A 13,577-nucleotide genomic window follows, 5' to 3' on the forward strand; every position below is an offset into this window, starting at 1 on the left:
CCCGCTGTCTGATTTCCGCTGCCGGCAGCTCAGAGGCCGAAAGCCCCCAGGTCCAGTCCACCGGTGACGCCGCTCATGCTCTTCTCCATGGCCTCGCCTGCCTGGCGCAGGGCCTCGTTGACGGCGGAGACCACCAGGTCCTGGAGCATCTCCACATCCTCCGGATCCACGGCCTCGGGCTTGATGGTGACGGAGAGGACCTCCTTCTTGCCGTTGACCTTGGCCTCCACCACGCCGCCGCCCACGCTGGCGGTGAACTCCTGGGCCTCCACGGCCTCCTGTGCGGCGTTCATCTGCTCCTGCATCTGCTGGATCTTGGCCTGCATCTCGGCCTGACGCTGGGCGCCGGACACCTTTCCGTTGGTAAAGCCCCGTCTTGCACTGTATCCCATGGTCATTTGCTCCTTTTTACTTGATTTCGATGTTGTCGAACTGACTGCCGAATTTCAGCAGATTTTTCAAATTCTCCTGAGGCGCGGCCTTGGGGGCCTCCCCCACCTTGAGCACCAGCCGCACCGGCGTTCCCGCGCTCCGGGCCGCCTCCTCCAAAAGGGCGGTGCGGACCCGGTCGTTGTCCAGCCGGCCGTAGGTGATCTCATCGGGAGCCCACACGGTGAGCACGTCTCCCTCCAGCTGGCCGGCGCACATGTCCAGAAACGCCCGGTACATCACCGGCAGCCTTCCCTTGCAGGTCTCCGCCAGGGTCCGCCACCAGGCGCCGTCCCCGGCGGCCGGGGCTGCCTTTTTGCCGGGCTCCTCCGGCGGGGCCGCCGGAGCGCTGGCCGCAGGCACGGCAGGCGCCATCCGGTCCTCCGCTACGTCGAACACCCGGGCGCCGGGCTCCTCCGGCATGGGCGGCTCGTCCCAGGGAGGCGCCTCCTCCGGTGCCCCGGGCCCCGCGGGGGCAACCTTGGGGGCAGCCGTCTCCGCCTGCACCGCAGGCGCGGCCTTCTGCACTGCCGTCTCAGGGGCGATCCCACCCCGGGCGGCGCGGTCCTCCAGCCGGCGGATCCGGGCCTCCAGGGCCGTCAGATCTCCAGAGAGGCTCTCGTCGCACAGCCGCAGGAGGCACAGCTCCGCGTCGGTGCGGCGGTTGGCGCTGTAATAGAGGTCGGCCCCCGCCTTTTGCAGCATGGTGGCGAGATAAATCAGCCGGGCGGCGGAGGTCTCCTTCCCCAGCCGGTCCAGCGTGGCGTCGTCATAGCCGCCGGACAGCAGCGCCGCGCCGCCCTCCGGCGCGGTTCGCCGCAGCAGCAGGTCCCGTACCAGGGTGCTGAGTTCACCCAGCACCGCACCCACGTCCTTGCCGCCGGCGTAGAGCTGGTTCAGCAGCAGCAGCGCCGCCTTGGCATCCCGGGCCAGGACGCGCTCCAGCAGCTGGGCGGTCTGGAGATTGCCCGCCAGGCCCAGGGCATCCAGCACGGACCGGCTGTCCACAGTGCCGCCTGCGGCGGCGCACTGGTCCAGCAGGCTCAGTCCGTCCCGCAGGGCGCCGTCGGCCAGGCGGCTCAATAGCTCGGCGCCGTCGGCGGTGAGACCGATGCCCTCCTGCTTCGCCACGTATTCCAGCCGTCCGGCGATGTCCCGGGGCATGATGCGCTTGAAGGAGAACCGCTGGCACCGGGAGAGGATGGTGGCGGGCACCTTGTGCAGCTCCGTGGTAGCCAGAATGAACATCAGGTGCTCCGGCGGCTCCTCCAGGATCTTCAGCAGGGCGTTGAAGGCCGGGGTGGACAGCATGTGGACCTCGTCCACGATGTAGACCCGCTTTTTCACGTTGGCGGGGGCGTAGACCGCCTCATCCCGCAGGGCCCGGACCTGGTCCACGCCGTTGTTGGAGGCGGCGTCCAGCTCCAGCACATCCAGGAAGTTGCCGTTTTCAATGCCCAGGCACGCCGGGCAGCGGCAGCAGGGGTCGCCGTTCACCGGCGCCTCGCAGTTGACGGCCTTGGCTAGGATCTTGGCGCAGGTGGTCTTGCCGGTGCCTCGGGTGCCGGTGAAGAGGTAGGCGTGGGAGGTGCGGCCCTCCGCCACCTGCTTTTGCAGGGTCTCGGTGATATGGGACTGGCCGATCACGTCGGAAAACGTCCTGGGCCGCCATTTTCGATACAACGCCTGGTACACGCCAACACCTCCGGGTCAAAAACACTCCTCCGCGGACAGCTGCGGAACCGGCACCCTCGCGGCACATGGGACATCCCGCTGAATGCTGCTCGGTTCCCCGCCTGACATGGTTCACGGGGCCCCATTGCGCGAGACCGGTTCCGCAGCTGTCTGCGGAGGAGCAATTCATAGCTTACCCATTTTACTATACGAAAACAGAATTGGCAACAGAAATTTTTTTGCTGAGAAAAAATCAGGCTTTACAACGGGAAAAATTATGGTATAATATCATTTGCCGCTGAGCCAAAATCATGCGGCGTCATCTATGGGCCTGTAGCTCAGCTGGGAGAACCAGCGCAACATAACACAGGCCCGGCCAAAACAGCAAACTGCACAAGCAGATAAAGTTAAAATATACAAAACAACCAAATATGGGCCTATAGCTCAGCTGGGAGCGCAAAGGGTTCGGTTTTCTGCCACATCTATAATTTCATATTGCTTTATTCTTCTGTTCCGCTTTTGGAACTGTTGATTTGGGCCCGTAGCTCAGTCTGGGAGAGCGTACGGTTCGCATCCGTAAGGTCGAGGGTTCGATCCCCTTCGGGTCCACCATAAAAGCAAAACAGTATAGATGCCGTAGGCCAGAAGCCTACGGCATCTATACTGTTTCCGGGCTTTTTCAGCTCGAAAATTCGATGATGATTCCATAGATGCCAACCACTGTTTTCCCCTAACTGGTGGGACTCGAACCCCCTCTTCTCAGTGGTTGGCAAACCCGAAACCATGTGGCGCCCTTTTTGAAACAGCAACTTTCAAAAAGGGCGCTATTTTTCTACCAATAGAATACACAAAGTTTGGGGCGTCGATTTGTTGGTCGTGATGGGCCAATGGGTTGGCGCCCTTTTTCGTTTTCAGATAATTTCAAAAAGGGCACTAAATGTCAGGAGGTAGTAAATGAATCGAGAACAGTTTTTTCAAGAACTTCGTACCGCTCTTCACCGTGAGGGTTTTGTCCCGCAGCCGGAACAGGATGAATTGCTTCCTGTGGAGTGGGATGGTCTCCCCCTTTGCCGGATCACAGCGGACGGAGGCGTTCGCTACTGGCAGGAGGATGTAGCGACGCCGGAACGGGAACGAGCCTGTGAGCGAGCCACCGATCTGGCCTGTACTGTGCGGGAGTACACGACTCTGCTGGAACAGGCTCCGCCCCTGCAAGCCCAAAGCCTGACCGGTGACTACCGCCTGCTGGCTGACTTCAATGGAGCCGTCCTGGCTGCCCATCCCACCCGGCTTGGCGTCCAATTCGTCACATGGGACTGGAGCTTCGACCGCACAGGTCTCAACCAGGGCAATTACTTTCAGGAAAACTATATAGGTGCCAAGCAGGACTTCGCCATCCGCGCTGGCCTCATTTCCAAACAGCAAATTTTCAATCAGGAGCAGCTTGTTGAAATCTACCGGTGCTGCTCTGACACCTTGGATACTGGTTTTGACTTGACTGCCGAGCAGGAAAAGTGCATCCGGGGAGTTCAAGAGCAGATTGCTACTGCAGCTCCCGATGCCCTGGAGCGCATAAGGGAGCAGGAGCAGCACCCCATGGAACCCTACAACCAGGAACCGATCATGTAATATTCAAGCGCCGGAGTTTTAGAAATAAGACTCCGGCGCTTTTTTGCTTTACTGAAAGGAGCACACCGCCAATGACACGCTACTTCATGTGGGATACACCGCTGTGCCAGATGGAACAGCAGATGATGACCCCGCCCTATTTCAAGCCCAGAGGCCATGGCCGATACTATCCCGGTTTCCAATATAGCAGAGATGACATGGAGTGCCCATACTGCATGAACTTCAGACGCAATCATCCCTGCCCTTTGGAGCAGTGCGTCTGTCTGGATGAACGGATTGTAGCCGGTGCAATTGACCTCAACGAGTTTGTCAGGGATTGCTTCTTCCCTGAAGCGGGAGTGCAGCTTCAGGCCCGCTTAGAGAGGAGTTTCAATGGCTGCTCCATTGGATTTTTCCTGAGCGACAGTCATCGGGAGCGTTGGCAGCACTGGCGTGAGCGCTGTTTTCGAATGCCGAACCGTAACCTGGCCGCACTGTTTCTTCTCACGGCGTATGGGGACATCTGGCGCAGGATGATCTGGAAATTTGATGCCAGTGGGTTTGACTTCCAATCTGTCCAGCTCGCCGGCATCCAACCGGAGCTGTACAGTGTTTATCAGGCGGCCAAAGCCATCTCCACCGGCAGCCCCAATATCACTCTTGCCGATCTCGCATCCCCCGAATTGGTCACAGATGAGGCGTTCCACCTGATTGTCTGCGCTCTGCTTCTGGCCAAGTACGGAGATGCGATTTTGAATTTTGAAGGAAAGTAAGGTGATGCAATGTGATGATGGAAGCAGTTCTGAGCAACGCCGACCACCCGGAATACGGTGTTGCGACGATTCCTCTTCCTATTCCCAGAAATCAATACGACCACTGCGTTGCGCTGTTGGAGGCACTGGAGATCGGCGATGCCTCTGAAGCCGACTGCCGCTTGGACTCCCTCGACAGTGCCTGGCCCGTGCTGAATCGGCTGGTATGCACCAAGGTCAACCTTGATGAGTAAGCGTCAAATAAAAAACACAGGAACGGAGGATTATCCTCCGCTCCTGCGTTTTAATGAATCAGGTATGTAGGATGTTACGCTGGCCAGGATATACGATTCTGGCTTTTTTGTAGCCCTTCCAATCCAAGTGCTGGCCACACCGGTCACAGAAGTTCATAAACTCCCGTTCCATAGTTATATGGCATCTGGGACAAACATAGTAACTGTTACCATCGGGAAAGAGCATGACCTCCGTTACGGGCATCTTCATACGGTAGCCAGCAAGGATGAGGAGAAGGTTGGTAAAGATCGCCGGGGGAAGGGATGTTTGCGTCTGAGTTTTAGATCTCCCCCGTTCTTTTCTGCCCGTTCCCATCATTGTTCTTCCCCCGGGAACAGGTCAGCAAATCCGCAGGAATAACGAGCCCTCATTTTTAACAGTTCGTTCCAGTCTGGGAATCGCTCTCCAGCTTCGTACCGCTGGATTGTGCGTATGTCGCAGGCGAGTTCTTCCGCAATTTCCTCTTGGGAGACGCCGGCCTTTATACGCGCCTGCTGAAGTGGATTCTCAGGATGACCTCCGCCCACTCTTGTCGGAATCTGCTTTTTTTTTCATAGTAGCTCCTCCTTACAAAATTTTTAACGGGATACTTCCCGTTGTCATTTTAGAGGAAATACTGCCCAAACAACACGGCACCTGTGTCGGGTTGCAAAAAAAGCAGAATTTTGTCATCCAATATAATAAGATGGGCCAGTAAGAAACCGGCCCATCCCATCAAATATCCTTTTGGTTTTGTATGGAATAAGTCCGGCACTCATCCGGTGCGTATTCCGGCAGCAATTTTTCTGCCCACTCCTTACCCTTATCTTCCAGCACCGGCGCATTGGTCATGATATAGACCAAATAGCGGTATGGATCAAGCCCATTCTCTTTTGCCGTTTCAATCAAGCTGAAAATGATTGCGCTGCCCTGTGCCCCGTTGGGTGTATTGGCAAACAGAAAGTTCTTCCGGTCCATTACGAAAGGCTTTATGCTGCGTTCAGCCCGGTTGTTGCTCACTTCCAGCCGCCCGTCCTCCAGATAGCGGATCAGATACGGCCACTGTTCTTTCAGATAATACACTGCCTTCCCCAAAGCGGACTTTGGCGGCGCCTTACTGCGTTCTGCCCATGACAACAGAGCGTTCAGGACCGGCTTTGCCCGGCTCTGCCGCTGGATACATCGTTCTTCAAATGGAAGGCCGGCAATTTCCCGCTCTATGGAGAACAGCTGGTTACAGAACCGCTGTCCCTCCAGGGCTGCACATCCCGCCTGTTCCCCCTTGGGCAGAGCGTTCACCGCCTCGTCAAATTTCCGCCGTGCGTGGGCCCAGCATCCAACTACCCGGATGCTTCCGGGCAGCTTGTGGTACCCTGAGTAGCCGTCCGCATGCAGATACCCGGTAAACCCCTGTAGGAATGCCGCCGCATTCTCCGCCTTCCGGTTCGGCCGGTATTCATACAGTACAATGGGATGCTCCGCATCGCACCCCGTCCGGTAAAGCCACATATAGCTCTTGGACTGGGCAGATCTCCCCGGCTCCCGCAGCACCTGCAGGGTGGTCTCATCCGCGTGCAGCACATCCCGCCCCACCAATTCCCGGTGGAGCTGGTCATATACTGGCCGGAGCCAGTCCTCCGCTGCCCGCAGGATCCAGTTGCTCATCGTCTGCCGGGACAATTTTACCCCGGCCCGGTTCCACTCCTGCTCCTGCCGGTACAGCGGGGACCCCATTACAAACTTCTGCACCATGATGTGGGCTATCGCCTCCGGGGACGCATAGCTGCCGGGGATCACGGCCGGAACCCTTTTTGCCTTTACGACCGGAGTTTCTGTACTCTCCTTTTTGCATCGCTGGCAGGAATAAGTATAGTATACATCTTCCCGGATCTTTACCTGGGCAGGGATCATCACCAGGCTCCGCCGCACCTCTTTGCCAATCATGGACATCTGGCTGCCGCACTCCGGGCAGACCTGGGCCGCCTCATCCGGATAGTGCTCCACCACTTCAACCGGCACATCCTCCGGAAGCACTTCCTCCACCCGGGACGAGCGTTTTTTCCGGGTATGCTCTGCCACTGTGGTTGTTTCCCGCGCTTTTTCCTCCGCGGCCTGCCAAGCCTCCGCCTCGTTAAAGACAAAGCTCAACTGGTCCATCAGCTCCTCTCGGGTATGTTCAGAGGAGGAACCGTAGGTCTTTTTCTTCACCAGCCGCAGCTGTTCCATCAGCCACTCCAGCTTCTGGTTCAGCTCCGCATACCCCTCGCTCTTCTGGAGCAGCGCGTCATATTCCGCACGCGAAATGGTCACCATTTCCGTGTTGCTTGTCGCTGTTTTCAAATCGTTTTTCATGGATCAATTATACCATGAAACGCCTTGAAATACCAGTGTTTTCAAGGCGTTTCGGATATTTTACTTTCAATTTTTGCCCCTAAACCGCACTCAGGCCAACCACCTCTTTCAGCGCCTTTGGCTGGTCTATCTGCAGCCCTTCCATCAACCACCGGTACTGCTGCCAGGTCAGCTGCCGCACCTCATCTCCGCTGCGCGGCCAATGGAAGTTCCCGCCCTCCAGCCGTTTATATAGCAGCACAAATCCATCTTTTTCCCAGTAAAGTGCTTTCAGCCTGTCTCTCCGCCGCCCGCAGAACAAAAACAGGGTGTTCGTGAATGGATCCAGCTCAAACTGCCGCTGTACCAGGGATGCAAGCCCGTCTATCCCCTTCCGCAGATCTGTGTACCCCACCGCCAAGTATACCCGGTCTGCGCCTGTGAAGTCACTCAGCATGGCGCACCGCCTTGCACAGCGCCTCCACGACTGCGGCATTGGCCCCTTCGTAGATATCGATTTCAGCGCCGCCCACACGCAGCGTGGCAATGACTGCTGCCCGGCGTACCGCTTCTGTGGGCCTCTCCGCCAAACAATCCGGGGCAGTCCCGTCTTCTTCCGGAGGCGGCAGCTCTGCAAACTGTACTTTCGGTTCCTGGAGCCCTGTGCTCTGAATTTGGGCCTCCTGCTGCTCCATCAGCGCGTCAAATACCTTCCGCTGCCATTTATAAAACTGATTTGTCGTGATCCCTTTCTGCTCACACCAGGTCATGACATTCAGCCCGCTGTGCCGGCACTCCCGGACCAGGCCCGCCCATTCGGCAAGCCGATACTCTCCTTTTACTTCTCGGATGCTCTTTTTCTCCATCTTGCCACCTTCCCTTCTGCGGAGGGGACGAGGGCTGTGCCTCTTTCTTCCGGGAAGTCAGGGCACTATCCGAAACTGCCGGCAAGTTGGGGCAAGTACATGGCTTTCAGGAAAGTTGCAGCACTACCCGGCACTTCCGGCAAGTTGACGCTACCTTCGCCTGCTCCGCGCTATGGTGGTATTTTCCCATATCCCTTTTCCTTCTTCAATCCGGCGCTTTTTTTGACGCTTACCTTGATGAGTTGGACTATCTGGTCAAGCGGCTGGACAGCTTTACTGTGGGCGAGTTTTCGCAATTTCAGGCAATGGCTGAAAAACTGCATCTCACCAGCATGAAGGATCTCATCAACCTGACCTTCTGCTGCCAGCAGGCGACGGTGATCACGGGCTTCACAAATTTGAAAGAGGTTGGCCGTGATCACTACATGAACATCCATGGCGGGTGTGCCAGCATGGAAGAACTGGAACAGCTGGACGGAGTGGAAACCGCTGTCCTGTTGATTGAGGACAATGAGGGGACTATCACCCGCTACGGAGTGGTCTATGACAACGGCATGCAGCTTTCACAGCTCTATGATGGGAAGCACCTGCCCTGCTATCACTATGAGGCCGATATGACCGCTGTCGGGATATCCTCCCGGTGGGAGCCGGAGAACAGCAGGAATGTGACCTGGATCTATCTCCCTGCCTCAAAAGGACAAATTGAGCGCGCCATGCAGCGTTCCGGCATTGCTGACCCAAAGGATATGCGCCTTTTTATGGCAGACAGTTCATTCCCGGAGGAAGTGGATGTAGCACTGGACTTCCGGTGCGACAACATCCACGAACTCAATGAGCTGGCGCTGGTCGCAGATAAACTCTCGTATGACGACCGCAGAAAGCTGGGAGCAGCAGTAAGTATGGCTAAACCGGAATGCGCCAGCCAGATCCGCCGCTTGGCGGAAAACCTGGATCTGTTTGAATTCGCCCCCGGCGCCCACACCCCCGAGGAATATGGGAAATACGTGATTCAGAGATCCGGCCATTTTGAGTATGACCCCAATCTGGACGAGTTTTATGACTACGAGCGGTATGGCCTGCAGCACATGGACTATCAGTCGGGCGTGTTTACCGACCGCGGCTACATCGCCTATGTCGGTACAGTAAGTCTGGAGGAACTGATGGCAGACGACCCGGCAGAGTCCTATCAGCGGGAGCAGGACTTTCAGATGGGAGGGATGACATGATCCAACTCTTTATGAGCCGCAGCGGGAGTTCTGTCATTGTCCCGCTCAATTTGCCCGCATCTCATGGCGCTATGACAGAAGCGTACAGCCAGCTTGAACAAGCTAACAGAACAGGAAAAACAGAGATCGTTGAGATCAAAAGTGTGATTGCCAACCTGCCGTCATATCTCGGCGGACTCGACCCTGATTCCAGAACGCAGCTTGCACAGCTGAATCTGCTTTCGAGCATCATTGCCAAAATGGACTCTCGTGAACGGAGCATCTATGCCGGCGCCTTGGATGGCAACAGCATCAATGATCTGAACGATATGATTCGTGTGGCGGAACAGGTGTCGGACTATAGGATGGGACATCCTGACTGGCAAATTTACCATCTCTGTACGGATACGGAGGCAAATACCATGAAGCAGAATGAAAAAGTAAATACACCGATTCACATCAGGCCCGCTTCCCATGAGGAGGCGGGCCTTTTCTATTCCCAGATGAAGGAGACCGAGGATGCGGCGCTGGGCACGGTCGGCCATGTCCGGATGGACTTTGGATCTTCCGGAAAAGGATTCTACCACACATGGTGGCCCCACAACGATGACCAGTTCAACACCAAGGAATTCAAGGGTGAACTTCAGGAAGTCGTGGATGCGCTTCGGGCAGATGGGCCGCTCAAGGATCTGGCTTCGATGAGAAGCTACTGCTACCGGAACGGGGGTGAGCTTACCGAGGATGGCCGGTGCTATGGCTATGTCGTGGACACCGAGCATTACCGCTACTGCCTCCGCTGCACCCCTTCCCCTGGCGACTACCAGGGGTATCTCTACTGCTACAACCTGCGCCAGCAACAGATGGCCCAGCAGGCAAAGCCTGTGGGCCGGGTCACCTTCGCCGATGGAAGCCGGATGGACTACACCGACACGCAGGAATATCTCCGGTGCATCCAGGAGGAACTGCCTCAGCATTCGGTCACGGGCTTCCGCTATGAGACGCTGACGGATGACCCGGTTGTTCGCAAGCAGGTGGACGATATCCTTTTCGACCTGTATGGCGAGGAGAATCCGCAGTCCCTGGCGGACTATGAAAACGGCTCCGACCGAGATATGAAGATGGGAGGAATGTAAATGTCAGTACCCAAAGAATGGCTGAGCTTCCTGCGGGAACAGTTTCCCGCAGGCTCAAGGATCAAGCTCAGAGAGATGAAAGACCCCTATGCCCCGCTGGAGCCGGGCAGTACGGGGACTCTGGACTACATCGACGACGCCGGGCAGTTCCACATGAAGTGGGACAATGGCAGAACCCTGGCGCTGACCATCGGAGAGGACAGCTTCTCTGTCCTGCCGCCCGAGCCCACCACGCTGAAGCTGTATATGCCTCTGACGGCGGATCTCTACACCCGCAACGAGTATGGGGAGATGGAGGATGACTACACTCAGTTGGACGGCAGATCGCTTCGTGCCTATGAGGGCGAGATCCTCAGAGCTCTGATCAACAACCGGATGCCGGAAGAATCCGAGAGCGGCATCATGCACTGGTATGGCGAGGATGACAGCGTCAACCAGAAGGTCAAATCTGTCGTGTTCACCGTCGAGGATCGGAACGGCCAGCTTTGGGGTGTTGCCGAGTGCCGCGTGGTTGGCACCCTCACCCCGGAGGAACTGACCACCCTGAAAGAGTATATCTCCGGACAGGCGTCGGATGGCTGGGGCGAGGGCTTCGAACAGCGGGAGATCTGCGCCGGTGATGACGAGCTGTATGTCCATCTGTGGAGCGTGGAGGATGATTGGGATATCCAGACCGAGGCGGAACGCTTCGCCCCCAAAGTGGCGGAGGGGCTGCCGGAGATGTGCTTCTCCACCCTCAAGTCTACCGGCGACCTCATCTGCATCCGCCGGGGCGAGTACGGCTACTACCCCTCCAATTGGGACACCGGCGACAAGGAACAGAATGTGGAACTGGCCGACCAGCTGAACGAACAGCTTGGCGTCAATATGTGGCAGCGCCAGGCCATGGAGGTGGGCAGTATGTGCGGCTGGGATGTCCCCGGCGCTGATCCCGCCAAATACGAGGAGGACTACAGGCCCCAGATGGGAGGGATGACCCTTGAATGAAGTGTTCCGTGTGGAGCTGTTCGGCGGAAAAACGGATCGGTGGTGCGAGCTGGAGCTTCCGGCCAGCTACTATGGTCTCCAGGATGCGCTGGACAAGCTCCAGATGCCCTTGGGCGACAAGCCGAGGTGGGAATTTCTTGAACACCACGGCTTTCAGTTCCTCCATGTCCATCTGACCCATGAATGCGATCTCTATCAGCTCAATGCGCTGGCAACCTGCCTGGGACAGATGAACGGCAGAGAAAAAACTGCCTTCGAAGGGCTGTTCAACATGGAGGTGTCCAAGAAATACGGCCCCATCAGCGTTGCCACCATGATCAACCTGGCCTACAGCACAGACTGCTGCCATGTGATCAACGCCACAACGGACGAGCAGCTCGGCAGGTTCTATGCGGAGAACGATTTCATCCCTGCCCTGGAAAAAGTTCCGGATTCCATCTTTGAGTATCTTGACTTTGAGATGCTCGGAAGAAAAGCCAGATTTGAAGAAGGCGGCGTTTTCGCAAGCGGCGGTTATGTTACGCAGCACACCGAGCTGAAGCAGGTATATGGCAGCCTGGCCTTGGTTCCCAAAGCGCCGGAATATGGCATCCGCCTGATGGTCGGCAGGTATCCCTTCCACTCCAATGAGCAGCCGGAGAACATGATGTGCCTGGATCTGCCCGCCACGCAGGAACGGCTGGACGCCGTGCTGGAGGCTTGCGGAGGCGCCTCCTGGTCGGAAATGGTCTTCCGGGTGGAGGACAGCGCGATGCCTGCGCTTCTGGAAAACATGGACTGCGACGATATCCATGGACTGAACGAGTTGGCTAAATGCTTCAAGGAGCTGAGCACACAAGGAGAACTTTCCAAATTCAAGGCAGTTATCCTTGCGGCAGATTGTCACGATATCGCTGCCGCTGTCCAGATTGCGAAAAATCTGGATGACTATCTGCTCGAGCCTGATCAGCGAAACCCCGAGGAGGTGGCCATAGAGGAGCTTCGCTTCATTGTGGACGAGCATTCCCGGTCCATTCTGCAGAAGCACGTCGTCCTCTACAACTACGGTCAGGATGTCATGGCAGCACACAACGCTCTGCTGACCCCCTACGGGCTGGTTCAGCGCAGAGATGGCGAGCCGATCCGCAATGAAGAAACACAGGCAGAAAATGCCGGAATGGAGATGATGTGATGGCGAGTCGGCAAACCAGGCAACTCCTGGATCTTCTGGACGGTTTTGAAATGACCAAATCCCAACACGACTGGCTGGAACGGCGATTCGAGAACATGACGGTAAAAGAAAGCCTTCTGTTCCGCGGAGCAATGCAGATCGAGCAGCCGAGGATGACCTGCGATGTGATGCTGATTGCCAATCAGCTGGATCACTACGACCTGTTCTACGGTGCAGGAGACGATGCCCGACTTGGCAAATTCGTCATGGAGCAGATCCAGCGCCCCTCCTCCCAGGCACGTGCATTCCTTGACCCGGAGAAAGTGGGGGCAGCTTACCGTCAGAAAGGTGGGAACACCTTCTGCAATGGGCACTTCATCAAGGTCGCCTCTCTGATCGATCCGTTCCTGGACGGCGACCCGACGCTGAACCCCGACAAAGGTGACTACGGCATCCGGGTCAAGCTGGCAAGCCGCTCCAATACGGAAGGCGTGTGGGTTGGATTCCCGGACACCGGCGAGTATATGGATACCGCACACCCGGACGAACTTCTCTTGGCGCTGGATGCACTGGAGGTAGACTCTTTGACTGAGTGTATCGCCGTGGATGTGGACTGCTGCCTCCCGCAGCTGGAGAACATCCTCTCCCAGTATGCCTCCGCAGCGGAACTTGTCCGTCATGCCATCGACTTCGGCTATGCGTGGGGTGAGCAGGGTCAGGGCGAACCCCGGTGGCTGGATAAATGGCAGGCTGTTATGGAGCTGGAGGACTGCCACCGTCTGGATTACGCCCTGGATCTGGCACAGAACCTCCACTGCTATCACTTCATGCCCCGCGATATGGAGCTGGAGGACTACGGCAAAACACTGGCGAAACACGACGGTGTCTACCCCAAGGATGAACTGCTCGCCTCCTGCTTCGATGCGGAGGGTTATGCCAATCAGCGGATGAAGAACATGGGTTTATCCGCCGCTGAGCATGGTTTCGTATCCTGGAACGGCATAGAGCTGGTCTATGAGTACAGTCAGCCGGATATGGAGCCGACCATGTCCATGTGAGAAGCCCCCACAGAACAGTTGCCGCCGGGACGGAGGTGATGAAATAAAAAATGAAATAGCCTGAACGCCACAGGGGCCGTTACCCGAATCGGGACAAACGGCCCCTGATTT

At 57.0% G+C, this 13,577-nt stretch carries 13 protein-coding genes, 1 tRNA gene, 1 other RNA gene and 1 pseudogene; 9 read left to right on the forward strand and 7 right to left on the reverse strand.

The features are described 5' to 3' along the window. Nucleotides 1-29 precede the first annotated feature (29 nt). The 3 genes from KFE19_06350 to ffs form a co-directional block, all read right to left on the reverse strand. Complete coding sequence (locus KFE19_06350) at nt 30-392, reverse strand: YbaB/EbfC family nucleoid-associated protein (protein ID QUO39124.1); 363 nt, start codon at nt 390-392, stop codon at nt 30-32. Nucleotides 393-408: 16 nt separating this feature from the next. Next, nucleotides 409-2,124, reverse strand: a complete 1,716-nt coding sequence (gene dnaX, locus KFE19_06355) for a DNA polymerase III subunit gamma/tau (protein QUO39125.1) — start codon at nt 2,122-2,124, stop codon at nt 409-411. Nucleotides 2,125-2,165: 41 nt separating this feature from the next. Beyond that, nucleotides 2,166-2,265: signal recognition particle sRNA small type (gene ffs / locus KFE19_06360), an RNA gene on the reverse strand. Between the two features lie 373 nt (nt 2,266-2,638). Between ffs and KFE19_06365 the strand changes: the two genes are divergently transcribed. The 4 genes and pseudogenes from KFE19_06365 (at nt 2,639) to KFE19_06380 (ending at nt 4,714) form a co-directional block, all read left to right on the forward strand. After that, a tRNA-Ala gene (locus tag KFE19_06365) sits at nt 2,639-2,715 on the forward strand. Between the two features lie 342 nt (nt 2,716-3,057). Beyond that, nucleotides 3,058-3,732, forward strand: a complete 675-nt coding sequence (locus KFE19_06370) for a hypothetical protein (GenBank protein QUO39126.1) — start codon at nt 3,058-3,060, stop codon at nt 3,730-3,732. A gap of 71 nt (nt 3,733-3,803) precedes the next feature. Further along, nucleotides 3,804-4,484 (forward strand): hypothetical protein, encoded by a 681-nt coding sequence (locus KFE19_06375; GenBank protein QUO39127.1) that lies wholly within the window; start codon nt 3,804-3,806, stop codon nt 4,482-4,484. A 14-nt stretch (nt 4,485-4,498) separates the two neighbouring features. Beyond that, nucleotides 4,499-4,714: pseudogene (locus KFE19_06380) on the forward strand (hypothetical protein). A 357-nt stretch (nt 4,715-5,071) separates the two neighbouring features. On the opposite strand, the gene KFE19_06385 reads toward KFE19_06380, so the two are convergent. The 4 genes from KFE19_06385 to KFE19_06400 all read right to left on the reverse strand — a co-directional run bounded on the left by KFE19_06385 (nt 5,072) and on the right by KFE19_06400 (nt 7,933). Beyond that, nucleotides 5,072-5,284, reverse strand: a complete 213-nt coding sequence (locus KFE19_06385) for a helix-turn-helix transcriptional regulator (GenBank protein ID QUO39128.1) — start codon at nt 5,282-5,284, stop codon at nt 5,072-5,074. A gap of 187 nt (nt 5,285-5,471) precedes the next feature. Further along, on the reverse strand, nt 5,472-7,088 hold the full coding sequence (locus KFE19_06390) for an IS66 family transposase (protein QUO39129.1): 1,617 nt from the start codon (nt 7,086-7,088) through the stop codon (nt 5,472-5,474). 79 nt (nt 7,089-7,167) lie between these two features. Then, nucleotides 7,168-7,524: an IS66 family insertion sequence element accessory protein TnpB gene (gene tnpB, locus KFE19_06395; protein QUO39130.1), complete on the reverse strand. Its 357-nt coding sequence runs from the start codon at nt 7,522-7,524 to the stop codon at nt 7,168-7,170. Continuing rightward, nucleotides 7,514-7,933 (reverse strand): hypothetical protein, encoded by a 420-nt coding sequence (locus KFE19_06400; GenBank protein ID QUO39131.1) that lies wholly within the window; start codon nt 7,931-7,933, stop codon nt 7,514-7,516. The genes tnpB and KFE19_06400 overlap by 11 nt, the downstream gene beginning before the upstream one ends. A 188-nt stretch (nt 7,934-8,121) precedes the next feature. Here KFE19_06400 and KFE19_06405 point away from each other — a divergent pair, with 188 nt between their 5' ends. From KFE19_06405 to KFE19_06425, 5 genes are all read left to right on the forward strand, one after another. Next, nucleotides 8,122-9,159: an antirestriction protein ArdA gene (locus tag KFE19_06405; protein QUO39539.1), complete on the forward strand. Its 1,038-nt coding sequence runs from the start codon at nt 8,122-8,124 to the stop codon at nt 9,157-9,159. A 401-nt stretch (nt 9,160-9,560) separates the two neighbouring features. Then, on the forward strand, nt 9,561-10,271 hold the full coding sequence (locus KFE19_06410; protein ID QUO39132.1) for a hypothetical protein: 711 nt from the start codon (nt 9,561-9,563) through the stop codon (nt 10,269-10,271). Beyond that, nucleotides 10,272-11,258 (forward strand): DUF4314 domain-containing protein, encoded by a 987-nt coding sequence (locus KFE19_06415; protein ID QUO39133.1) that lies wholly within the window; start codon nt 10,272-10,274, stop codon nt 11,256-11,258. Then, nucleotides 11,251-12,429 carry a hypothetical protein gene (locus tag KFE19_06420; protein ID QUO39134.1) on the forward strand — a complete coding sequence of 393 codons (1,179 nt, stop codon included), beginning with the start codon at nt 11,251-11,253 and terminating at the stop codon, nt 12,427-12,429. Before KFE19_06415 ends, KFE19_06420 begins: the two co-directional genes overlap by 8 nt. After that, on the forward strand, nt 12,429-13,466 hold the full coding sequence (locus KFE19_06425) for a hypothetical protein (GenBank protein ID QUO39135.1): 1,038 nt from the start codon (nt 12,429-12,431) through the stop codon (nt 13,464-13,466). The genes KFE19_06420 and KFE19_06425 overlap by 1 nt, the downstream gene beginning before the upstream one ends. Nucleotides 13,467-13,577: the final 111 nt, after the last annotated feature.

Origin of the sequence: Dysosmobacter sp. Marseille-Q4140, assembly GCA_018228705.1 — a bacterium.
Lineage (GTDB): Bacteria > Bacillota > Clostridia > Oscillospirales > Oscillospiraceae > Oscillibacter.

Coding starts and splice junctions, on each gene's coding strand:
- KFE19_06350 (QUO39124.1), bottom strand. CDS start 392: ATGGGATACAGTGCAAGACGGGGCTTTACCAACGGAAAGGTGTCCGGC.
- KFE19_06370 (QUO39126.1), top strand. CDS start 3,058: ATGAATCGAGAACAGTTTTTTCAAGAACTTCGTACCGCTCTTCACCGT.
- KFE19_06375 (QUO39127.1), top strand. CDS start 3,804: ATGACACGCTACTTCATGTGGGATACACCGCTGTGCCAGATGGAACAG.
- KFE19_06390 (QUO39129.1), bottom strand. CDS start 7,088: ATGAAAAACGATTTGAAAACAGCGACAAGCAACACGGAAATGGTGACC.
- tnpB (QUO39130.1), bottom strand. CDS start 7,524: ATGCTGAGTGACTTCACAGGCGCAGACCGGGTATACTTGGCGGTGGGG.
- KFE19_06400 (QUO39131.1), bottom strand. CDS start 7,933: ATGGAGAAAAAGAGCATCCGAGAAGTAAAAGGAGAGTATCGGCTTGCC.
- KFE19_06410 (QUO39132.1), top strand. CDS start 9,561: ATGAAGCAGAATGAAAAAGTAAATACACCGATTCACATCAGGCCCGCT.
- KFE19_06415 (QUO39133.1), top strand. CDS start 10,272: ATGTCAGTACCCAAAGAATGGCTGAGCTTCCTGCGGGAACAGTTTCCC.
- KFE19_06425 (QUO39135.1), top strand. CDS start 12,429: ATGGCGAGTCGGCAAACCAGGCAACTCCTGGATCTTCTGGACGGTTTT.